This is a genomic window from Clostridium sp. YIM B02551 (assembly GCF_022324735.1).
GTDB classification, from domain to species: Bacteria; Bacillota; Clostridia; order Clostridiales; family Clostridiaceae; genus Clostridium_T; species Clostridium_T paridis.
Genome location: NZ_JAKGTF010000008.1, coordinates 184,819 through 207,566, shown reverse-complemented (window position 1 = coordinate 207,566; position 22,748 = coordinate 184,819). Strand labels below are relative to the sequence as shown.

The following is a 22,748-nucleotide window of genomic DNA, read 5'->3' as shown; positions in this document are numbered from 1 at the left end:
AATCGAACCGGTACGGTGTTTAAGCACCGCAGGATTTTAAGTCCTGTGCGTCTGCCAGTTCCGCCACTTCAGCATTAGTTATCAGCACCCTTGGGTTGTGACAACAAAATTAATTATAAGGTACCATTGTACTTCTGTCAACACTTTTTATTATTTTTTTAACTTTACCTCTAAATCTATAAAAATAGAATGAACTAAAAAAGGCTTCTAATCCTTGTTAGAAGCCTATCTATCATAGTTTAACCGAAGTTCTTTCTACTCTTACTTTTGAAATCTTGATTTTTCTTAACATCTTGCATTCTGTCTTCACTATCTTTTAAAAATTTAGACATTATATCTTCAAAACTTTCAGAGTTTTGTTTTTTCTTTTCTGCTGTCCAATCAATGTCTGCTGGTTTTACACTTTTTCTTTGAGGATTTGCTTGTTTAATAGATAAACTAATCTTTCCATTGTCATCAATTGAGATTACTTTTACCTTCACTTTATCTTGTTCTTTCAAGTGTTGTCTAATATCTTTTACAAAAGAATCAGCAACTTCTGAAATATGAACTAAGCCTGTTTTACCTTCCACCTCTACGAATGCTCCAAAGTTTGTGATGTTTACTACTGTACCTTCTAAAATGTTTCCTGCCATCAAGGTCATGTTAAAAAGACTCCTCCTTAAAAAATATATATGTTATAAAATAATAACCTTATTTATTTTGTGCTTGCATTATTTACGACTTTTTCTCCTGGTTTAATTAAACCTAGTCTAACCCTAACCATTTCTTCTATGAATTCATCGTTATTACTTTGAATCTTTTGCACTTCTTGTTTAAGTCTATCATTGTCATTCTTCAACTCTTGAAGTTGTGCCTGTTTATCTGCTTTTTGTTTATTTAATCTTTTCATAGCAGTTTCTTGTCTAAAAAAGCTGAAACAAAAAAAACCTATCAAAAAGACTATAACCAAGTTCTTTAAGTTAATTCTTTTTCTCATATTTGTTCCCCTCTTTTATAACAATTCTTATCTTTATTTTAAAGAGAAAAGACTACATATTCAAGTAATTTTTAAATTTATTTACTTTTTCCTAAAATTTTATAAAAAATTATTTTTAAAATGTAAATTACATTAATTAATATTATTCTGAAAAACTTATTTACACTTGATAATAGTATTTTTTCAAATCTTAAAATATACTTACTAATTAATCTTAAATATAATATGAATCCTATAATTATTCCACAGTAAACATAAAACCCTAAAAAAGCTGAATTATAATATAAAAGGAAAGTAAAAATAGCAAGGCCGCTTAATATACCAAAAAGTAAGTCTTCAAAAATTATTATAACCTTGTTTATTCCATTACCTCTTATTATTCTATATGCATCAAAGAATATTCCTGTTAACATTCCTGCCAAAAGGCTATATACAATTATGTTATACTGTACATTGTTAGGTAACAACATAGCTATTACCTATTTAAATAGCCTTTTAAGTAAGGCTTCTTTCTCTTTCTTAACTTCTTTTCCAGAATATATCATACTATATATAAGACCTGCGATAATAACATCTCCATTTTCAACATCAAGCTTATTCATCTTTAATTCTTGACCTTTTATAACTAATAGTCCTTCATTTGTGTTTAACTCTATTTTTTCCTCATCGAAGCTTAGAACTTCTAAAACTCCTGTTAGCGCTAATTTTTTTCTATTTTCAAGACGAATTGAACTTTCCTTTTGAATTATTTCCTTTTTAGTTTCCATAATGTCTCTCCTTAATAATATTTCTAACAGAATATATGCTAGTAAATTAAATTTAAGAATTAACATTTATGAATTTATAAAATTTAATAAATTTCCTGAGAATACTATCTAAGGCACTTATTTATAATATCTACTATTATTATCGATACTACTCTTGATCTTCTTCACCCTCTAGTATCTCATACATTTCTCTAGCATCTTCTTTTCTTACGTGTTCCGCAATACTTACTATCTTTGCTTTAATTTTTTTATTTGCAAATGTTATTTCTATAATATCTCCTTCTTTTATATCCGTTGAAGGTTTTGCTACTTTCCCGTTAATTGTAACTCTTCCTCCTTCGCAAGCTTCTTTGGCTATTGTTCTTCGTTTTATAATTCTAGAAACTTTCAAATATTTATCTAATCTCAATTTCTTTTCCTCCTTATTAAATGCTAAAGTTTATATATTCAAAAAAAACCCGAGATGCACTCGGGTTTTTTAAGATTATTTACTAACTTTTTCTTTGAATTCTTTTCCTGCTTTGAATACAGGTACAGTTGATGCTGGAATTTGGATAGCTTCCTTTGTTCTAGGATTTCTTCCTTCTCTAGCAGCTCTTTCTCTTGTTTCAAATGTTCCGAATCCAACTAATTGAACTTTATCTCCATTAGCTAGTGCTTCTTCAACGCTTTCTATTAAAGCTTTTAAAGCTGCTTCAGCATCTTTCTTTGTTAATTTACTCTTTTCTGCAATACTAGTGATTAATTCTGCTTTATTCACGATTACATCCTCCTTGATCATAGAGATATTAAATTACTGTAGTTTTTATTACTTATGTACTACACTATCTCATCCTATTATATACCTTGATTTCAGCCTAGTCTATAGAAATATAGATATTTTGTGTAAAAAAGGTATTTTTATGATAAGTAATAATACATTTATACAATTTATATATATTCTCCTTAAATTTCTAATTTCCTCCTAGATTTTTTTATTTTTCTTTATTTTTTGATTGTTCCCATATTCTATCTAGCTCGCTTAATGACATTTCTTGTATTTTTTTCCCTAATTGCGCAACTTCTTGTTCTATATACGACATTCTTTTTATAAACTTATCAGTGGTTTTATTTAATGCTAATTCTCCATCTACATCTAGAAATCTAGCTACATTAATACATGCAAATAACAAATCTCCTACTTCTTCTGTTATTCTTTCCCTATTTCCTTCCTTATATACCTCTTTTATTTCATTTAATTCTTCAATTACTTTTTCCATTGCTGGTTCAACGTTATCCCAATCAAATCCGACCTTTTTTGCTTTCTTTTGAACCTTATTTGCCCTTATTAATGCTGGCAAACTCTTAGCAATAGCCTCCATCTCTTCGGTAAGACTCTCTAATCCTTTTTCCTTTTTCTTAAGTTCCTCCCAATTTACAAGAACTTCTTTTGAGGAGTCTGCAGTTTCATCCCCAAAAACATGAGGATGTCTGTATATCATTTTATTACATATTCCTTCTATTATATCGCTAATATTAAAATATCCATCTTCCTTACCTATTATTCCATGGAACACTACTTGAAGCAGTACATCTCCTAGTTCTTCAATTAATGCATCATCATCTAACTTCTCTATGGCATCTATAACTTCGTAGCTTTCCTCAATCAATGCAGATTTCAAGCTTTCATGTGTTTGTTCCCTGTCCCAAGGACACCCATCAACACCTCTTAACCTTTCAATGATTTTTACTAAATCATTGAAATCTTTTTTATTATTTAAATCCTTTGGGATATAAATAGATGTAAGATAATCTATATCTTCCTGTCTATCTAATTCAAATAGAGGAATATTTCTTATACTTTCCATCCCTTTAATTCCAGCTGCCCTAACATAAAATATCTCAGTATCATCATTATAGTATTCTGATAACTTCAATTTCACTTCTGAAGCTATAAATTGATTATAAACCTGTGTTATAATCGTCCCTATTCGCTTATCTAATACCTGATTATCAATGTCAAAAGCATCTATTATCTTAAGTCCATCAATTGGATCAATTTTAAGCGCATCCATCATCGCATCCACAAAGCTTACTGCGGGATATATATTATATTCTATATTATTCTTATCACACAATGAAATTATGTTAAAAACAGATTTTTCGGCAACCAATGGATGACCCGGCACTGCGTATACCACATCTCCGAACTGTTCGTGAACTTTTATTAATTCTTTTGCTATGGCCTCATATACCTGATCAAAACTTTGGCTTTCTTCATATTTTGAATCATATGTTTCAAAGTTAATGTCCATTTCCTTTAAATACTCAACTGTAGGGTGCTTTTCAGTTCTCAATAAAACCTGCTTACTTTCTTTCAGTACTTTTAAAGTTCCTAATGTCAATGCTTCTGGTGCACCCGGACCTAAACCTACTATTTTTATCATTAAGCTCTCTCCTTTTTTATCTCCTTAATCGGCTTCTAATGGTATCATATTTAAAAACTCCCAATATTACTATTAGAACTATATATATAATAATACCCAAAAATATCGAAATCAAGCAAGCTAAAGAAGGACTATTAATTTTATATGTTAACGCTACATAACTTCCCATAACCCCTATTATCATTACAATAGTTGCATAAGCAGGCTTAATCAATATTTCATAGAACTTAATTTTTAATTTCAAATGCATCTTTAAACAAATCAAGTTTAATATTGATGAAACTAAGTATGCTGAAATACTTGCTATAACTGCGCCATATACATTCAGCTCATTAATTGATACCAAGGTTGATGTTAAGAATATTTTTATTCCACAGCCTATTAATAAATTTATTACCGGAATTATATATCTACCAGTACTTTGCAAAATTGCAGTTGTTGTTTGTGCTAGAACTATAAATGGAATTGAAATAGATAAATATTTTAAAATTTCATATCCATCATATCTTCCCGGAAATATTATTTGCATTATTGGTAATGCTAAAAAGTACAACCCTGCTAAAGATGGTAATGCTATTGTAAATGATAACTTTAAAGATGTATTAACCTTTGAAATCACTTCTTCTTTGTTACTCAATATATAATTTTCAGCAATTATCGGAACTATAGATGCACATAATGCCATAGAAAGAGTCAATGGTATATTTGTTAATACCGCTGCCTTACCTGTAAGCTGAGCATAGAGAATTGTTGCTGTCTTTGTATCTAACCCAGCTTCCAATAGTTTTCTTGGAACTAGAACAGAATCTATAAGCCCCATAACACTACCTACTGTAGCACCTAAAGATATTGGAATAGAAATTTTAAGCAATCTATTTAGCACTTCTGGATTAAATGGAACTCTTTTTATACCAAATTCCTTTTTAACTTTTCTATATTTAAAATATAAATAACTCCCTCCGAGCAATGCTCCAGCAGTGGCTCCAAAGGCAGCACCGCCTGCTGAGTATTCTATCCCTCTAGGAAGTAATATAATAGCTAACCCCACGCCAACAATTACTCTTGCAATCTGTTCTAATATTTGAGAGATTGCTGAAGGTGTCATGTTTTGTAATCCTTGGAAAAACCCTCGATATATAGTGGTAAAAGTCATTATAATTGGTGCAAATGAAATTCCTATCAACGAGAAATAAGCTTTACTGTCCCACTTAAGAAGGGAAATCAATGGTCTTGCACCAAAAAATAAGAACAAACTAGTGCCTGTCCCCAGTATGACCATTAGCAAAAATGCTTCCCTAATTATTTGAAAAGTATCCTCCTTATTTCCTAATGCATTATTTTCTGAAACCATCTTTGATATGGCTACAGGGACTCCTGCCGATAAAGCAATAAAAAACATATACAAAGGATAAGACATCTGATAATATCCCACTCCTTCATCTCCTATAAGCATTATTAATGGCCATCGAAAGAATATGCCTAAAAACTTTGCTATTATTCCTGCCATACCAAGTATTATACTTCCTTTTATTAGGGATTGCTTTCTCATAAAATACCTCCAGTTTGAAACATTACTACAGAATTTAAACTATGAAAATCGATTAAGCTTATATTTTCATTGTTATTGAATCTATACTAATGTCTATTTCAAACATAGAGGTATTATTCTAACTTATATTAAATTATGTGGTTATTGCTCCATTTGCTTTCCTAAAAATGCTGATGCTGTTTCTGCTAATTTCATTTCTAAATCACCCAATTTTTGTCCATCATCTTTTTCAATTATTACTACAGCACCAATTGTATCTCCTTCTGCTAGTATTGGAGATACTACTTGTGTACTATACTTACCAGCATCGTCTTCACTATATAGTGGCACTACTTTACCAGCACCACCTCCTAATAATACAGTCTTCCTTTCTTCCATTATTGCTTCTAGTTCACTTGATACTTTCTTTTCCATATAATCTTTTTTTGATACACCACTTACTGAAATAAAAGCATCCTTATCAGCAATTAGGATAATGTGTCCAATTGATTGTTGCAATGACTCTGCATATTCTTTTGAGAAATCTGTTAACTCACCAATAGGAGAATATTTTTTTAAGATTACCCCACCCTCTCTATCTGTAAAGATTTCAAGAGGATCTCCCTCTCTTATTCTTAAAGTTCTTCTTATCTCCTTTGGAATTACTACTCTACCTAAATCGTCAATTCTTCTTACTATGCCTGTAGCTTTCATCCTTTGTCCCTCCTATTTTTATACTTTGAAGTAATTTTTTCTTTACAACATTATTATTTTTCTAAATAAATTTTTTATACGTAAAACTGGCTATTTTTATTCTAATTAACAATAAAGATTTCTCATTGATGATTATGGAATATTCTATTCGTCATATCTATAAAAAAAGAGTCACATCAAGAAACTTCTCGATATGACTCCTCATATTAAATATTTATTATAGTTTATCTTCGTAAGTTGTTACTTTATAGTCTTTCTTTAATTGTTCTAATGTAGAATTAATTAAATCACTCTTCTTCTGATTTGTTACATTTGTAATTATGTCTTCTTTTACATCTTCAAACTTCTTCACAATGTCTTGAGTTTGAATACCAGTTACTTTAATAATATGATATCCGAATTGACTCTTTACTGGCCCTGAAATATCTCCATCTTTTTTAAGAGCTTTAACTCCAGCCATAAAATCAGCATCATATTGAGTTGAGTTATAAGGAATAAAACCTAAGCTTCCACCATTATCTTTTGACCCTGTATCTGTTGATGAAGCTTTAGCCACATCTTCAAACTTAGCTCCGCCATCTAATTGTTGTTTTATCTTCTTAGCTTCATCCTCTGTTGCAACTAATATATGCGAAACAGTAGCTCCTGCACCTTGTGTAAATTCAGTAGCTTTATTTTCTTCATAGTACTTCTTAGCATCTTCATCAGTTACTTTTACATCTTTAGTAAGAGCTTCCTGAGCTTTTTGTACTATTGCTTGTTCTCTTATAAGCTTTTTAAGTGAATCCAATGTCATTCCTGCTGACTTAATGGCATCATTTAACTTATCCTCTCCGCCATACATTTCTTGATATGATTTTATTTGATCATCTACAGCTTTATTTAAATCTGAATCTGAAGGAACTACTTTCATATCCTCAGCCTTTTTAAGCATCATTTTTTGATTTACTAATTGAGTAAGAACTTCTTTTCTTTGACTTGTTAATGCACTCTTAGCATCTGCATTATCTAAATATTTATCTCCATATTGTTGCTTTAGTTGGCTTATAGTTTGTTGTAGATTTTCATCTACTTCTCCCAATGTTATCTTTTGATCGCCTACTTTTGCTACAACAGTCTTTGCGATAGCTTCCGGTGTTTTTTGAACCATATTACAACCAACTACAGAGAAACTTACTGCTCCAACAATTATAAGCCCTAATAATTTTTTAACTTTCTTCAATATCTTCCTCACCTTTCATTTTAGCTTTAAGTTCAACTAGCAATCCATATATAATTAATTTTAAGTTAAACCAATGTGACATAATATTAGTATATCAATATTTTCTATTTATTTCAAAGCTATCAAATTTCCAAAGATTTTTCTTAAACAACTTTATTCAACAATTCTTTTATTTCTTCTAATAAAGTTTCCTTTTTACCTTCGCTTATTTTGTAAGCAAATGTCGGTTTTTCTCCAAGGTTAATATAAATTTTGTTTTTGTAATTATCAAGTAAAGCTTTATATATATCTAGTTTTACTCTATCTCTCCCTTGGAAAATAAATAATACCTTATTATCCTTTTCCTTAACTTCTTCAACTCCAAGAACTTTTGCTTTACTTTTTATATAAGCTATATCCATCAAATTAAATATTTCTGCTGGAATTTTTGAATACCTATCGTTAAGTTCTTCTTTTATATCGTCATAATCTTCTTGATTTTCAATAGCTGCAATTTTTTTGTAGATTTCAATTTTTTGAATTTCATCTTCAATATAGTTCTCTGAAATAAATGCATCCACCTTAATATCAACAGTTGTTTCAATTGGTTCCTGATCTATTTCTCCTTTAATTAACTTAATTGTATCTTCAAGCATTCTACAATACAAATCATAACCAACAGATGCCATGTGCCCATGTTGAGCTGAGCCCATCATATTTCCAGCTCCCCTGATTTCCAAGTCTCTCATGGCTATTTTAAAACCAGAACCGAGTTCTGTGAAGTCCTTTAATGCCTTTAATCTCTTTTCAGCTACTTCAGTAAGAATCTTATCTTTTTTGTATACAAAATATGCATAAGCTATTCTGTTACTTCTACCTACTCTACCTCTAAGCTGATATAATTGAGACAACCCCATTTTGTCAGAGTCATAAACTATCATTGTGTTTACATTAGGAATATCTATCCCAGTCTCAATGATAGTAGTGCACAACAATATATCATATTCTTTATTCATAAAGGCAATCATTTCTTTTTCAAGCTCTCGTTCAGTCATTTGTCCATGAGCAATTGTAACTTTTGCTTCAGGTATCAAATCCATTAAGTATTTAGCCATCTTTTCAATATCTTCAACTCTGTTATAAACAAAAAATGCTTGCCCACCCCTATTTAGTTCCCTTAATATTGCATCTCTTACCAATTGGTCATTATGTTCAACTACATAAGTTTGTATAGGGTATCTTTCCTCTGGTGGTGTTTCTATTACTGAAATATCTCTAACTCCTGTTAATGACATATGAAGTGTTCTTGGAATTGGAGTTGCACTTAAGGTCAAAACATCTACATTCTTTTTTAAATTCTTTATTTTTTCTTTTTGAGTAACTCCAAATCTTTGCTCTTCATCTACTATTAATAATCCTAGATCTTTGAAAGAAATATCTTTGGATACGAGCCTATGTGTTCCTATTAATATATCTACATTTCCTTCTTTTAACGACTTCAAAGTTTCTTTTTGCTTTTTAGCTGTTCTAAATCTACTTATCATGTCAATCTTAATTGGGAAGTCAGAAAATCTCTTTCTCATGTTGGTATAATGCTGTTCTGCCAATATTGTTGTTGGTACTAAAAATGCTACCTGTTTCCCATCCATGACAGCTTTAAATGCTGCTCTTATTGCCACCTCTGTTTTTCCATAACCAACATCCCCACATAGAAGTCTATCCATAGGCTTATCAGATTCCATATCCTTCTTTATTTCCTCTAATGATGTTAGCTGATCTGGAGTCTCTTCAAATGGGAATTCATCCTCAAATTGTCTTTGCCATTGAGTATCTTTAGAATAAATATGTCCTCTTAAGGTAGCTCTTGCTGCATATAATTTCACCAATTCTTCAGCAATATCATTTATAGAATTTCTTACTTTAGCCTTTGCCTTTTGCCACTCGGTACCGCCTAATTTATTTATTTTAGGAGACTTACCTTCACTTCCTATATATTTCTGAATCATGTCTAATTGATCAACAGGAACATATAGCTTATCACCTTTATCATATAAAATATCTAAGTAATCCCTAGTATGACCAGAAACCTCTATTTGTTTTATTCCTTTATATACACCAATACCATGATTTACGTGAACAACATAGTCACCAGGTTTTAGTTCTCCAAAACTCTTTATCTTTCCTACACCTTTTTGCTTTGAAGGCTTTCTAGAAATCTTTCTTTTTGCTTCACCAAATACTTCTTTATCTGAGATTACACATAATCTTAGTTCAGGATATTCAAACCCCTTAAGGAGATTACCAAAGGTAATAACTACCTCTCCAAATTGAACATCTTTAACATCATCCCTATAAGAGCTCTCAATTCCTCTATCTCTTAAAGTATCTACAAGTCTTTCTCCTCTGCTTCTTGTACCTGATAATATTAGGGTTTTAAAACCTTTTTGTTTTTTATCTTTTATATCCTCAATTAAAAAATCCAATTGTCCTTGATAATCATGAAGTGTTAGTTGTGTAAAATTATTTATTGCAAGAGGTTTAAGATAATCCCTCCCTTTAGCTAAAGCATCTATAGTTATTAATTCTTTATCTTCTAGCGCATTATAAAGAATATCTTCATCTATTAAAAGTTTTCCTTGAGATGGGAGTATATCCCCTCTTGATAAAAATGAAGTATAATTTTCACCAAACTCAAAATATAGACTTTTTAATCTACCTTTACACCTTTGGGTATCATCCATAACAACTAAATAATCATTAGCATACTGAAGCAAACTCCAAGGATTCTCATATAAAAAGGGCATATAGCTTTCTATAGTCTCGAACGTCCAAGTTTCCTTTAAAAGTTCAAGATTATTTCTAACTGTCGAGTTTAGTTTTTCACATACCTCTTTTTCTTTTTTTCTTTTATCCTTAACCTCATTAAATTCACTTTCTATATTACGAATAGATCTTTCTAGTGCTTCTTTGTCTAAAACTACTTCTTTAGCAGGAAAAATTTCAATTTCTTCAACCTTAGTAACACTTCTCTGCGTTTCTAAATTAAAACTTCTAATTGACTCTATTTCATCTCCAAAAAACTCTATTCTATAAGGTGTTCCATATTGAATTGGGAACACATCTAATATTCCACCTCTTAAAGAAAACTGCCCTTTTCCTTCAACTATTTCTACAGCTTCATAACCACTTTCAACTAGTAATGTTGTAAGTTCTTTCAAATCATATTCATCTGAAGTTTTTAATTTTATAAAATGACTTTCATAGAGTTCCTTTGGTGTATACAAGGCTGCCAAATTTTCTATAGATGTTATTACTATTTTTTTCTTATCATTTAACATTTCCTTAAATACTTTAAGTCTTTCCCATCTTAAATCCCCAGAAATAGCATCAATATTATAGAAAACCACTTCTTTTGCAGGCAAATAAAACACATTCATATGAAATAAGGAAAGATCCTCATAGAGATTTTTTGCCTCCATATCTGAATGCGTTACAACGAGAATAGATTTATTGTAATTTTCATATACACCATTTATAAAATAGCTTTTACCAGAGTCTCCTAAACCATATACCCCTATTGGAGTAGTATTGGAATCTAAGTTTTTAATAACTTCTTTAAATTTGTCGGAAGATTCTAGAGGCTCCATTATACCTCTTAACCTCATATGATACACCACCGTTCAAAACTTCTATAGTGAAAAGCTATTATACTTATTCATAGCTTCAACTTCTCCGTTTTTAATAATTTCTTCTGCTGAATCTCCAGCTGCACTTATAACTTTTTTTAACATTTCTTGTTCCTCTTTTGAAAACTTACCTAAGACATGAGAAACTAAATCACCTTTAGGTTGTCCTACCCCCACCTTAATTCTTGGGAAAACATCACTGCTTAAATTTGCTATAATACTTTTAATTCCATTATGCCCACCAGCACTTCCTTTTCCTCTTACTCTTAGCCTTCCAACAGCCAAACTAATGTCGTCATATATTACTATAATCTGTTCCCCGGAAATTTTATAAAAGTTTATTACCTCTCTTATACTCTCCCCGCTAAGATTCATATATGTAGTTGGCTTAAGTAAAATAACTTTTTCACCAGCTATATTACCTTCTCCATATTCTGCTTTAAACTTTTTCTTGTTAATATTAATATTGTTTTTTTCTGCTAAGTGATCTATAACATCAAACCCTATATTATGTCTTGTTCCTTTATACTCACTTCCGGGATTTCCAAGCCCCACAATTAAATACATAGTTTCCCTCCAGACTACTCTTGTTATGCAATTATAAACTTTGAATGATATATATAATACATTAATAATGTTTCATTATGATGTCAAAACATAAAAAGTTGTTTCATAATTACATAGTTAATTATATCACTGAAATTATCATATTAATCTCAATGATCTTCTCGATTTATATCTTTAATAGTTAAATTTATATTTACTAGCTGTCCGCTTCTTAAAATCTTACAGCTTATATTATCTCCAACATTATATTTTTTAATAATCTTATCTAAATCTTCAATAGTATTTATTTTTTCTCCGCCTACTTCTTTAATTATATCAGTTGGTCCTATACCTGCTTTTGCAATGTTACTATCTTGTATTACACTTTCTACATAAACTCCGTCGTAAGTTTTTCCATCTTCAGATTTTATACTTCCACCAATAAACCCTAACTTTATCTTTTCCGCATTTCCTGTATCTATTATTGCCTCTATTATTGAAACTAGCTCACTTCCCCCGACTACAACAGATAAATGATTTTCCCCATGCTCCTTTTGGAATTCCAATGAACTAATTCCTATTACTTCACCATCCAAATTACATAATGGTCCACCATTATTATCCTTAGTTATTATTGTACTACTCTGAATGGAATTAAATGTTTTCTCAGTTTCCTCATCATGATTTATTGTTATTTCGATTCTATTAGATGTTACCACTCCAAAACTAGCAAACCCTACTTCACCGGTGCCTAGAGGGTGGCCAATTGAAACAACACGATCTCCCACAACTGTTTTGTCGTCTTTATCTAGTTCACAAGCAGTATATCCTGTTCCTTCAATCTTTATAATTGCAATGTCCAAAGGTTCATATTTCCCTATAAGCTTACCTTGCATTGGTTTAGTTCCAGGTGAAGAAAGCCCAACATATATACTCTTCAAATCTTTAATAGAGCTAAAACTAGTTGCTATATATCCTCGAGAATCTATAATCACGCCTGTTGTTCTATCTGTAAACGACTTATTTGTATTCAAATTCTCCTTATTGTCACTTATAGTAACTAATGATACAGATGTTTTCTTTATTACTTTTGAAAGATAAATATTATTCAAAACATTTTCATAAGACACATAATCATTTTCAGAAATAGTGTTCAATCCTAATTCTTTTATCTTCTTATTTATAATAATCTGAGATGTTATTATGCCTGTAATTACTGACAATAAAATGAGAAAAGTTCCCAGTGCAAATACCTTTAGAAAAATCTTACGTTTGTTCTTTTTTACACTTATAGATACTTTTCCTTGTTCATTTTTTTCACTTACATCAATATCATCTTTTTTTTCATTATTATTTAGCATATAATACCCTCACTTTAGGTAGCTTTGGACAAAGTAAAAGTAAAAATTACTCCTTTTCCATCTTCACTATTTTGAACCCATATATCATTACCATGCTGAGTAATTATTTGTCTTACTATAGGAAGACCCAGCCCCGTACTAAGTTTATTAGTTCTTGATTTATCAGCCTTATAGAATCTTTGCCAAATATTGTTCAAGTCTTCTTTAGAAATAGTTGGTCCATCATTATATATACTTATGTATATCTTATTCAACTTAACCTTAGTATATATTTTAATATTTCCCCCTGAATATGAATATTTAATAGCATTATCAACTATATTAGTCACTACTTGAATTAGTCTATCCCTATCTGCTAAGGCAAAAATGCGTTTTTCTTCAAAAACCACATCTACCTTTAACTTTTTATCTAATGCTTTATTTTCCAAATTCATAACCACTCTTGTAATTAAACTATTCACTTCTACTTCACTTATCTCTAATTCTACCTTTCCTTCTTCCATAGCTGACATATCTAATAGTTTATTTATTAACCTTGTTAATCTCTGAATTTCGTCATATACAATTTTTAAATAATGATTCTCTTTATCTTTAGTAATAACTCCATCTAGTATTCCTGCTATAAATCCTTTTATTGAGGTAATTGGAGATCTTAACTCATGAGAAACGTTTGAGATAAACTCTCTTCTATTATTATCAACCTTCTCTAAAGAATCTGCCATTATATTAAATGACTCTCCCAATTCTCCTATCTCATCATTTGATCTAATTATTACTCTTTGACCAACTTCTCCTTTAGCTATTCTCTTTGAAACTGCATTTATTTCTGCTAGTGGTCTAATTAGAATGTTTTGAGCAAGCAAATAAATCACTACTACAGATGATGCAATAGCAATAACAGCTGAGAACCATATAACAAGGTACACCTTGTTAAGAGGCGTTCGTATTTGTTCAAGTGGAGTTACCATTACAATAAATCCATAAAAATTCCCTTTGCTGATTATCGGTTTATAATATACATATTCTGAGGAATCAGAAAATTTCTTTTCTGGATCTTTTATCTCAACTGCTTTACCTGCTTTAAGTTGATCCATTTTTTCTACTTGAAGCTTTGTATATTTTATAGATTCATATCTTTGATCAGACACAGCATATACATATCCCATATTATCAGCTAAAAGTATATCAATAGAGAGGCTTCCGCTAACGTAATTCATTACATTATTTAATGAATCTAATGAATTCTGCTTATTTGATAAGTAATCAATTGAAGTTGATGATATTAACTGGGCTTGATTGTCTAAAAGGTTTTTTCTTCTATCAAAAAAATATCCCTCAAACCAAAATGAAAGGCTAGCTGCAATTATAATGAACGATAATGCAACTATACCTGTTACTGCAATAAGCAATTTTGAAACTAAGCTCTCTCTTTTCATTTGCTATTTCACCTCGAATTTATAACCTACCCCCCAAACAGTCTCAATTTGCCAAGTGCTACCCTCAGGAAGTTTCTCTCTTAATCTTTTCACATGCACATCTACAGTTCTAGAGTCTCCTGGATAATCATATCCCCAAACCTCACATAAAAGTTGTTCTCTTGTAAACACTTTATTTTTATTTGATGCTAAGTAGTATAATAACTCAAATTCTTTTGGTGGCATTTTTATTTCAGTCCCTTTATATACTACATTATAAGAGTTCGCATCCACACTTAAATCTGAATAGCTTATTACTTCTTTATTTGAAGGATCTGAGGTGTATCTTCTAAGTACCGCCTTTACTCTAGCTAAAAGTTCTTTAGGCTCAAAAGGTTTTACTATATAGTCATCTGCTCCTAATTCTAAAGCAAGTACTTTGTCAAAAGTATCTCCCTTTGCAGTTAGCATAATAACTGGTGTTTCCCCTTCTTTTCTAATCCATTTAAGCACATCTATTCCATCTATGTTAGGAAGCATTATATCCAATAAAACCAAATCTGGCTTATATTCTACAAAAGCATCCTGTACATCCTTCCCATTATATACAACCTTACTATCATAATTGGCACTATTTAAATACATCTTAATTAACTCACAAATGTTTTCATCATCATCCACTACTAATATTTTACCGATTGTTCCTTCCATTCTTATCTCCACTCCTTTCATATAAATAATTTACCACAAGTTTACATAATAAAATATAGTTTTTATGATATTGTATCTTTTTTTTAACTTATATAAAGATAGCATATAATATTTAACGAAAAAAGGATGACAAATCATGTCATCCCCTTTTAATATAAGTAATTTTTAATTTTAATTTCCATACGCAACTTAAAATTATAACTTATTAATACTATATAATTTATATGTATTAAGCTTCAAATAATTTACTTAATGGTTCCTCATCGTAGATTCTCTTAATTGCTTCTGCGAATAAAGGTGCTACTGAAATTGACTTAAATTTATCTAAATCATTTCTTTCTGGTAGTGCAATGGTATCTAGCATAACTAATTCTTCAATTGCACTTGCATTGATTCTATCAAATGCAGGGCCAGATAAAACACCATGAGTACAACATGCATATACATTAGTTGCTCCTAAATCTTTTAAAGCATTTGCTGCATTAGCAATTGTTCCTGCAGTATCAATCATATCATCAATAAGTATACATACCTTACCCTTAACTTCTCCAATAATATTCATTATTTCAGATACATTAGCTTTTGGTCTTCTCTTATCAATTATAGCAATTGGTGCATGTAACTTATCAGCAAACTTTCTAGCTCTTGTAACACTTCCTAAATCTGGAGATACTACTACAACATCTTCTCTATCTTCAAATCCTTTTTCAACAAAGTATCTAGCTAGTATAGGTGATCCTAATAAATGATCTACTGGTATATCAAAATATCCTTGTATTTGAGCGGCATGTAAATCCATTGTCAAAACTCTATCTGCTCCTGCAGTTGTTAATATATCAGCAACTAGTTTTGCAGTGATTGGGTCTCTAGATTTTGCCTTTCTATCTTGTCTTGCATAACCATAGTATGGAATAACAGCTGTTATTCTTCCTGCTGATGCTCTTTTAAGTGCATCAATCATAATTAGCAATTCCATAAGATTGTTATTAACTGGTGAATTAGTTGATTGAACTACGAACACCTCTTGTCCTCTAACAGTCTCATTAATATCTACGCATATTTCTCCATCGCTGAAGGTTCCTACCTTCGCATTACCCACTGGCACCCCTAATATATCAGCTATGTCTTTTGCAAGTTTTGGATGTGAATTTCCAGTGAAAATTTTAATATTTCTTCCATGGGTAATCATTCCTTAGAATACCTCCTTAATATATTTTAAAAAGTGAATATATTTTAAAAAGTGCCTTTGTAAAATTGTTATTTTTTAAGCCCTTTTTTATTAACCCATCCCTCAATGTTTGTTTGTTTTGCTCTTGCAATAGCAAGACTACCTTCTGGGACTTCTTTTGTTATAGTTGAACCTGCAGCAATATAAGTATTATCCTTAACTTCTACAGGAGAAACCAAATTCGTATTGCATCCTATAAATGAATTATTTCCTATTTTTGTTTTATGCTTATTCTTACCATCATAATTTACAACAACTGTTCCACAACCAAAATTACAACTTTCCCCTACTTCTGCATCACCAATGTAGGTTAAATGTGATACTTTAGTGTTATTTCCAATAGTTGATTTTTTTATTTCAACAAAGTCACCAATTCTAACTTTTTCACCAATTACTGATTCTGGTCTTATATATGCAAATGGACCTACAGTAGTATTTCCACCAACTTTACTATCTAAAATAACTGAACTTTGAATTTCTACATTATCTCCAATTTTAGAATTACTAATTCTTGAATTTGGATATAACATACAATCAATTCCTATTTCAGTGTTTCCTTCTATAACATTACCTGGATAAATAATTGTATCTTGACCTATAGTTACATCAATTCCAATGTAAGTTGATCTAGGATCAATAATAGTTACCCCGTTTTCTAAATGCTTGTTATTTATTCTTTCTTTCATTATCTCTTCTGCTTTAGCTAATTCAACTCTTGAATTAACACCTAAGGTTTCTTCAAATTCTGTAACTAATGCACCTACTTTTTCTTGTTGGTTTTTTAGTATTCCTATAACATCAGTTAAATAATACTCCCCTTGTGCATTATTATTTGATAGCTTATCTAAAGCATCTACTAGTGATTTTATATTAAAACAGTACATTCCTGCGTTTATTTCTTTTGTTTCTAATTCACTTACATTACAGTCTTTATGTTCTACAATTTTCTCGACACTATCCCCATTTCTAATTATTCTTCCATATCCATTTGGATTGTCAATTATAGACGTTAATAATGTTGCTGAATTTCCTTCTGTTATATGTTTATTTATTAAACTTTCAACAGTTTCACTTTTTACTAATGGTGCATCTCCAGTAAATATGGCAACCACACCATCTTTATCCTTCAAGAACTCTTTGGCACATATTACTGCATGACCTGTTCCTAATTGTTCTGACTGTATAGAATAACTCACTTTCTTTTCTTGAGTCATTTCTTGAACAAGTTCTGCACCTTTTCCAATTATAACATTAACATCTTGTATTTTAGCCATTCTCATAGTGTCTATTACATGATTAACCATTTCCTTACCACAAACTTTATGCAATACCTTAGGTAAGTTTGATTTTATTCTCTTTCCTTGCCCCGCTGCTAGGATTAAAGCACAACTATACATTAATACACCTCTATGTTCTTTCACTTAATTTTAAGTTAAATTATGATATTTTTTAACGTACCTATTATATTATAGGTTATTAAATCTACTATTTCAACATAATCTAACGAAATCTTCATATCCCTAATTTTCTGAATTTTACAGCAAATTCTATAATATAGATATCCCTTTAAACATTGCTGTCTATTATATTTATTAAATTATAATTTAGTGTAACTTTGTGTAATTTTATAGTTTGCTATTCTTTCTCTCCTAAAGTAAAAAAAGGAAGCTCAGCTTCCTTTTTTATACATGATTATTCCTCTACAGATTCTTCATCTTCTTCTACTTTGGCTTTTTCATATTCATCCAAAATAGCATTTTGAATCTTTTCTCTAGTCTCTGTATTTATTGGATGCGCTATATCTTTAAACTCACCATCAGGAGTTTTTCTACTTGGCATTGCAATAAATAGACCATTTTGTCCTTCAATAACTTTAATGTCATGTACAACAAACTCGTTATCGAAAGTAACAGAAACTATAGCCTTCATCTTTCCTTCAGCAGCTATTTTTCTTATTCTTACGTCTGTGATTTGCATTTCACTACACCTCCAGTTGTTTATTGTAGTTTATATTCTATAAAAGTTACTAAAATCCTTTTTTTTGTTGAAATTTTTAGAATATTAAATTAATAATTTTGATGGCTTTAAGTCAACCACTCCATTTTTATCCACATTTTTCAACTCTATTATAGAAACATAATCATCAATTAGCTTCTTTTCTGCTCCAATATGATCCACTAAAACTCCTATTCCAACTAATTCTGAATCAAATTCATTTAGTAAATCTTGTATACCTTTTGCAGTTCCGCCTCCTTTTAAGAAATCATCAATAAATATGCATCTACTTCCTGTTTTTAAAGATTTTTTTGAAAGAGACATTTGTTGAATCTTTCCGCTACTACCAGAAACGTAGTTTATTGTTACTGTAGGTCCTTCAGTAACTTTATTATTGTCTCTTCTTGCAATCACTAACTCTGTTCCTAGATTTTTTGCAACTTCATAAGCTAATGGTATTCCTTTGGTTTCAACTGTAACTACATAGTCAGCTTTTTGATTTCCAAGGGCAGTTGCTAAAATAACCCCAGCCTTGCTTATTATTTGTGGATTATACATCAAATCTGTCATGTAAATAAAATTACCAGGTACGATTCTTGATGGTTCCTTTAATAGTTCGCATAATCTTTCTCCAAATTGCTCCCTACTCTCGTCACTAATTCCATTTATGAATTTTATTCCTCCTGCTGCACCCGAAATAGTCTCCACTCTTCCCATTCCCAGCTTTTCCAGAACTTCTCTTACTATTACTATATCTTCACTAACTGTTGATTTTGCCGCATTCAATAAATCCGAAAAATTATTTAATCCTATTATTTTATTTGGATTCTCCATTAATAGTTTTGTAATGGCTACAACTCTGCTATTTCTACTTAACTTTTCCATAAACATCACCTACATTTTTATCATATTTAACGAATTTTCTATATAAAAAACTATCTTAATATTCATATTTTATTCTATATTATAGCCATAATCAATATTATTTAAACAATTAGCAAGTATTTTATAATATTTTTCTTCCAATTGCTAATTCTTCTATAAAAAGTGTGTTCAATTTCATAAAATTGTATATAATTATAAATGAATTAACTTAAGGAGTTGATAAAATTGTCTTTTGATTTTTTAAAGGATAAACACATGAAGGTATATTTCATAGGTATTGGTGGAATAAGCATGAGTGGATTAGCTGCTGTGCTTTTAAATGGTGGTTATAGAGTCTCTGGTTCCGATGCTAAAAATTCTAAAATAATAGATTCACTTAAAGCTAAAGGTGCCGAAATATACATAGGTCATAAAAGAGAAAATATAGGAGATGCAGATTTAGTGGTTTATACTGCTGCTATTCCAAAGGACAATCCCGAACTATTAGAAGCGAAGGAAAGAGGACTTGCATTAATGGATAGAGCCGAATTTTTAGGTCATATTATGCAAGGCCATAAATATAATGTTGCAATTGCAGGAACTCATGGAAAAACAACAACAACATCTATGGTTTCTCATATAGCACTTGAAGGAAATTTAGATCCAACTATACTGGTTGGAGGGGAATTGGACATTATTAACGGTAACTATAAAGTTGGAAATTCTGAGTATTTCATAACAGAAGCCTGCGAATATAAAGCTTCATTTTTAAGTTTTTATCCATATATAGGAATAATACTTAATATTGATGCTGACCACCTAGATTACTACAGAGATATCAATCATATTCAAGAAACCTTTGAAAAGTTCGTAAAACTTATACCACAAGATGGTTACTTAATTGGAAATCATGATGATCCTAGAGTTGTGAAAGCAATGGAAACTGCATCTTGTAATGTTATTAGTTACGGAATAGATGGGGGTATTGTTACTGCTAAAAACATAGTATTTAATGAAAAAGGGTGTGCAACCTTTGATGTTTATAAACATGAAGATAAGTTATTTACAATTTCATTAAATGTTCCTGGAAAGCATAATGTTTTAAATGCACTTTCAGCTGTAGCAGTAGGCTTAATCTTTAATCTTTCTTCAGATGCAATAACTCAAGGTCTTACTTCATTTGGAGGAGCTCATAAGCGTTTTGAATATAAGGGTGTAAAAGATGGTGTAACTGTTATTGATGATTATGCTCATCACCCAGTAGAAATAAAGGCAACATTAAGTACTTCAAAAAATATTAAGCATAATAACTTGTTTTGTGTTTTCCAACCTCACACATATACAAGAACAAAAACTCTTTTTAAAGAATTTACTGAAGCATTCAATGATGTGGATGAACTTATTTTAATGGATATATATGCAGCTAGAGAAAAGGATCCTGGTGATATAAACTCTAAAATGTTAGGTGATGCACTTAGATCTAAAGGTATAAAATGTATAAATGTCTCTTCACATAAAGAGGCATGTGATTATGTAAAAGGTAAAATCAAGGATGGTGACATACTTCTTACTGTAGGTGCAGGTGACGTAGTTCAAGTTGGAGAAATGTTCCTACAGTAATATATTAAAGTTAGGTAGTTAAAGAATTTTTAAACAATTCATTTAACTGCCTTTTTTACTCTTTAAGAAATTATAATATTTTAAGTGTTCGAGTAACTTTATTAAGTTTGAATTTTAATTTAAGTATCAACCACCTTCCCATAAAGAGTAAAAATAGAATTGATCGCCTGACATTTTTCCTCACATTCGTTCAGAAAGTCAGATGCGAGTAAAAAATCGACGGCTCATAATCGCCTTGACGATTTTTTATATTGTTTTCACATTACAACATTAATTCGCATATATCATTAATGTGGAAAAAATTATTCGGAGGAAACTCATGTATCGTGAACAATATGACGATCAAGGAAGCGGTAGCCAGACTACTACCCAAGATAATCTATATAATCAAGGAACTCAATATGGTTCAGGAACTCAAGGAACTCAATTGGGACAATACGGTCAAACTACTCAAGATATGACTCAAGGTGGCCAAATGAGTCCTTTTGCTAGTTGTATGGAATATCTAAAAACTGTTCCTTTCTTACCAAACCCTTACTATATGCCTCAAGGACAGACTCAAGGTCAAGAAGGACAATACCCATATATGCAAATGCCCGGTGGCATGCAGATGCCTGGAGGTATGCAAATGCCTGGATCAGCTACTCCATATATGCAATCTTATCCAGGAACCCAGTCTTCTGCTACAGGTTTAACTTCTGGAGGAACTAGCACTACTGGTTCTACAGGCAGTACTACTGGTTCTAGCGGTTCTTCCACTGGAACTAACAGGCAAAAATATTCAGGCTATAAGAATTATCCTAGCTATGGTTATGGATATAAACAACCATATCATCCTTACTATCACCCTTACTATCATCCTTACTATCAACCTTATTATTACGGCTATAATCCATTACCTTGGTTTCTTCTCGGTTCCTTATTCTAAGAAATAACTTAGGATTATATTCTTATACTTAATAAATTTCTTTATAATTTAAATCTAATAATCACTCATTTTAAAATGAGTGATTATTTTTTTCTGCTATCTAAAACTATCTTTAATTATCGCAGGAATCTCTCTTATTCCACCATAAATCTCTGTTAACCATTCATCCTTCACAAACACTCCTGAATATTTTGCATTAATATTTAATTTATCACCTATCATCTTTGCTCTTCTTAAATGGAACTCGTTTGATACTACAATTACATTATTAAAGTTTTTTTCTTTAACTATCTCTTTAGAATTTCTTAGATTTTCATAGGTATTTTTCGATTTGTCTTCAAGTAATAGCTTGTCTTCTGGTATGCCATTGTCAACTAATATCTTCTTCATACACATAGCTTCTGATATTTCTTCACCAGATCCCTGTCCACCTGATAATATTATATATTCTCCCAGTCCCTCACTATATAATTCTTTTGCTTTTAATGTTCTTTCTAATAAAAATCTTGAGGGTTCTTTTCCATTCACTTTGCAACCAAGAATAATTATTGCATTGCTATTTTCAGTAATTTTTTTAGTTCCACCAGTGAAAATATATAATTGACTTAAGCCCAATAAAACCAGTAATACACCTAAAATCACAAAAATCCTCTTTCTCATAGTATTCTCCTTAATTCATTATATTAATGTTATCCAACTTAGTTCTATTTTAAATTATACTTTATTTTACTATGCTTTAAATGTCATTATGTTAACAAAAGTCCAGTTTTTCTTTAATT

General features: G+C 30.6%; 22 protein-coding genes. 2 read left to right on the top strand and 20 right to left on the bottom strand.

Annotation, left to right across the window (positions count from 1 at the left end):
• Positions 1-239: 239 nt before the first annotated feature.
• From L1S47_RS11505 to purR, 19 genes are all read right to left on the bottom strand, one after another.
• On the bottom strand, positions 240-644 hold the full coding sequence (locus L1S47_RS11505) for a S1 domain-containing RNA-binding protein (RefSeq protein WP_238883689.1): 405 nt from the start codon (positions 642-644) through the stop codon (positions 240-242).
• A 53-nt stretch (positions 645-697) separates the two neighbouring features.
• The gene (locus tag L1S47_RS11500; RefSeq protein ID WP_202766012.1) at positions 698-979 is read right to left on the bottom strand and encodes a septum formation initiator family protein; all 282 of its coding nucleotides are present in this window, start codon (positions 977-979) and stop codon (positions 698-700) included.
• Between the two features lie 77 nt (positions 980-1,056).
• Positions 1,057-1,449, bottom strand: a complete 393-nt coding sequence (gene yabQ, locus L1S47_RS11495) for a spore cortex biosynthesis protein YabQ (RefSeq protein ID WP_238883688.1) — start codon at positions 1,447-1,449, stop codon at positions 1,057-1,059.
• A 9-nt stretch (positions 1,450-1,458) separates the two neighbouring features.
• Positions 1,459-1,746 (bottom strand): sporulation protein YabP, encoded by a 288-nt coding sequence (gene yabP / locus L1S47_RS11490; RefSeq protein ID WP_202766014.1) that lies wholly within the window; start codon positions 1,744-1,746, stop codon positions 1,459-1,461.
• Positions 1,747-1,894: 148 nt separating this feature from the next.
• Positions 1,895-2,155: an RNA-binding S4 domain-containing protein gene (locus tag L1S47_RS11485; RefSeq protein ID WP_238883687.1), complete on the bottom strand. Its 261-nt coding sequence runs from the start codon at positions 2,153-2,155 to the stop codon at positions 1,895-1,897.
• 75 nt (positions 2,156-2,230) lie between these two features.
• Positions 2,231-2,506 carry an HU family DNA-binding protein gene (locus L1S47_RS11480; RefSeq protein WP_202766016.1) on the bottom strand — a complete coding sequence of 92 codons (276 nt, stop codon included), beginning with the start codon at positions 2,504-2,506 and terminating at the stop codon, positions 2,231-2,233.
• Between the two features lie 214 nt (positions 2,507-2,720).
• Positions 2,721-4,172 (bottom strand): nucleoside triphosphate pyrophosphohydrolase, encoded by a 1,452-nt coding sequence (mazG, locus tag L1S47_RS11475; protein ID WP_238883686.1) that lies wholly within the window; start codon positions 4,170-4,172, stop codon positions 2,721-2,723.
• Between the two features lie 16 nt (positions 4,173-4,188).
• A complete protein-coding gene (locus L1S47_RS11470; protein WP_238883685.1) occupies positions 4,189-5,721 on the bottom strand; it encodes a polysaccharide biosynthesis protein in 1,533 nt (510 codons plus the stop codon).
• A 141-nt stretch (positions 5,722-5,862) separates the two neighbouring features.
• Positions 5,863-6,414, bottom strand: a complete 552-nt coding sequence (spoVT, locus tag L1S47_RS11465) for a stage V sporulation protein T (protein WP_238883684.1) — start codon at positions 6,412-6,414, stop codon at positions 5,863-5,865.
• Positions 6,415-6,631: 217 nt separating this feature from the next.
• Entirely contained in the window at positions 6,632-7,636 is a 1,005-nt protein-coding gene (locus L1S47_RS11460; RefSeq protein WP_238883683.1) for a peptidylprolyl isomerase, read from the bottom strand.
• A gap of 143 nt (positions 7,637-7,779) precedes the next feature.
• The gene (gene mfd / locus L1S47_RS11455) at positions 7,780-11,280 is read right to left on the bottom strand and encodes a transcription-repair coupling factor (RefSeq protein ID WP_238883682.1); all 3,501 of its coding nucleotides are present in this window, start codon (positions 11,278-11,280) and stop codon (positions 7,780-7,782) included.
• A gap of 24 nt (positions 11,281-11,304) precedes the next feature.
• Positions 11,305-11,868, bottom strand: a complete 564-nt coding sequence (gene pth / locus L1S47_RS11450) for an aminoacyl-tRNA hydrolase (RefSeq protein ID WP_238883681.1) — start codon at positions 11,866-11,868, stop codon at positions 11,305-11,307.
• A 149-nt stretch (positions 11,869-12,017) separates the two neighbouring features.
• A complete protein-coding gene (locus L1S47_RS11445; RefSeq protein WP_238883680.1) occupies positions 12,018-13,208 on the bottom strand; it encodes a S1C family serine protease in 1,191 nt (396 codons plus the stop codon).
• 14 nt (positions 13,209-13,222) lie between these two features.
• Entirely contained in the window at positions 13,223-14,644 is a 1,422-nt protein-coding gene (locus L1S47_RS11440; RefSeq protein ID WP_238883679.1) for a HAMP domain-containing sensor histidine kinase, read from the bottom strand.
• Positions 14,645-14,647: 3 nt separating this feature from the next.
• Positions 14,648-15,334, bottom strand: coding sequence for a response regulator transcription factor (locus L1S47_RS11435; protein ID WP_238883678.1), 687 nt, complete (start codon positions 15,332-15,334; stop codon positions 14,648-14,650).
• A gap of 229 nt (positions 15,335-15,563) precedes the next feature.
• The gene (locus tag L1S47_RS11430; protein ID WP_238883677.1) at positions 15,564-16,523 is read right to left on the bottom strand and encodes a ribose-phosphate diphosphokinase; all 960 of its coding nucleotides are present in this window, start codon (positions 16,521-16,523) and stop codon (positions 15,564-15,566) included.
• A gap of 68 nt (positions 16,524-16,591) precedes the next feature.
• Positions 16,592-17,959: a bifunctional UDP-N-acetylglucosamine diphosphorylase/glucosamine-1-phosphate N-acetyltransferase GlmU gene (gene glmU / locus L1S47_RS11425; RefSeq protein WP_238883676.1), complete on the bottom strand. Its 1,368-nt coding sequence runs from the start codon at positions 17,957-17,959 to the stop codon at positions 16,592-16,594.
• A gap of 295 nt (positions 17,960-18,254) precedes the next feature.
• Positions 18,255-18,539 carry a septation regulator SpoVG gene (spoVG, locus tag L1S47_RS11420; protein ID WP_202766028.1) on the bottom strand — a complete coding sequence of 95 codons (285 nt, stop codon included), beginning with the start codon at positions 18,537-18,539 and terminating at the stop codon, positions 18,255-18,257.
• Between the two features lie 84 nt (positions 18,540-18,623).
• Positions 18,624-19,442, bottom strand: coding sequence for a pur operon repressor (gene purR, locus L1S47_RS11415; RefSeq protein WP_238883675.1), 819 nt, complete (start codon positions 19,440-19,442; stop codon positions 18,624-18,626).
• 225 nt (positions 19,443-19,667) lie between these two features.
• Between purR and murC the strand changes: the two genes are divergently transcribed.
• On the top strand, positions 19,668-21,041 hold the full coding sequence (murC, locus tag L1S47_RS11410; RefSeq protein ID WP_238883674.1) for a UDP-N-acetylmuramate--L-alanine ligase: 1,374 nt from the start codon (positions 19,668-19,670) through the stop codon (positions 21,039-21,041).
• Between the two features lie 319 nt (positions 21,042-21,360).
• Positions 21,361-21,969 carry a hypothetical protein gene (locus L1S47_RS11405; protein WP_238883673.1) on the top strand — a complete coding sequence of 203 codons (609 nt, stop codon included), beginning with the start codon at positions 21,361-21,363 and terminating at the stop codon, positions 21,967-21,969.
• Between the two features lie 96 nt (positions 21,970-22,065).
• Here the strand turns inward: L1S47_RS11405 and L1S47_RS11400 are convergent, their stop codons facing one another.
• Positions 22,066-22,629: a YdcF family protein gene (locus L1S47_RS11400; RefSeq protein ID WP_238883672.1), complete on the bottom strand. Its 564-nt coding sequence runs from the start codon at positions 22,627-22,629 to the stop codon at positions 22,066-22,068.
• Positions 22,630-22,748: the final 119 nt, after the last annotated feature.

Bases quoted from the DNA above. Each gene is read 5' to 3' on its own strand.
- spoVG (WP_202766028.1), bottom strand. From the start codon at position 18,539: ATGCAAATCACAGACGTAAGAATAAGAAAAATAGCTGCTGAAGGAAAG.
- yabP (WP_202766014.1), bottom strand. From the start codon at position 1,746: ATGGAAACTAAAAAGGAAATAATTCAAAAGGAAAGTTCAATTCGTCTT.
- mazG (WP_238883686.1), bottom strand. From the start codon at position 4,172: ATGATAAAAATAGTAGGTTTAGGTCCGGGTGCACCAGAAGCATTGACA.
- glmU (WP_238883676.1), bottom strand. From the start codon at position 17,959: ATGTATAGTTGTGCTTTAATCCTAGCAGCGGGGCAAGGAAAGAGAATA.
- L1S47_RS11435 (WP_238883678.1), bottom strand. From the start codon at position 15,334: ATGGAAGGAACAATCGGTAAAATATTAGTAGTGGATGATGATGAAAAC.
- pth (WP_238883681.1), bottom strand. From the start codon at position 11,868: ATGTATTTAATTGTGGGGCTTGGAAATCCCGGAAGTGAGTATAAAGGA.
- purR (WP_238883675.1), bottom strand. From the start codon at position 19,442: ATGGAAAAGTTAAGTAGAAATAGCAGAGTTGTAGCCATTACAAAACTA.
- mfd (WP_238883682.1), bottom strand. From the start codon at position 11,280: ATGAGGTTAAGAGGTATAATGGAGCCTCTAGAATCTTCCGACAAATTT.
- L1S47_RS11430 (WP_238883677.1), bottom strand. From the start codon at position 16,523: ATGATTACCCATGGAAGAAATATTAAAATTTTCACTGGAAATTCACAT.
- yabQ (WP_238883688.1), bottom strand. From the start codon at position 1,449: ATGTTGTTACCTAACAATGTACAGTATAACATAATTGTATATAGCCTT.
- L1S47_RS11470 (WP_238883685.1), bottom strand. From the start codon at position 5,721: ATGAGAAAGCAATCCCTAATAAAAGGAAGTATAATACTTGGTATGGCA.
- L1S47_RS11400 (WP_238883672.1), bottom strand. From the start codon at position 22,629: ATGAGAAAGAGGATTTTTGTGATTTTAGGTGTATTACTGGTTTTATTG.
- L1S47_RS11405 (WP_238883673.1), top strand. From the start codon at position 21,361: ATGTATCGTGAACAATATGACGATCAAGGAAGCGGTAGCCAGACTACT.
- L1S47_RS11445 (WP_238883680.1), bottom strand. From the start codon at position 13,208: ATGCTAAATAATAATGAAAAAAAAGATGATATTGATGTAAGTGAAAAA.
- L1S47_RS11440 (WP_238883679.1), bottom strand. From the start codon at position 14,644: ATGAAAAGAGAGAGCTTAGTTTCAAAATTGCTTATTGCAGTAACAGGT.
- L1S47_RS11500 (WP_202766012.1), bottom strand. From the start codon at position 979: ATGAGAAAAAGAATTAACTTAAAGAACTTGGTTATAGTCTTTTTGATA.
- spoVT (WP_238883684.1), bottom strand. From the start codon at position 6,414: ATGAAAGCTACAGGCATAGTAAGAAGAATTGACGATTTAGGTAGAGTA.
- L1S47_RS11505 (WP_238883689.1), bottom strand. From the start codon at position 644: ATGACCTTGATGGCAGGAAACATTTTAGAAGGTACAGTAGTAAACATC.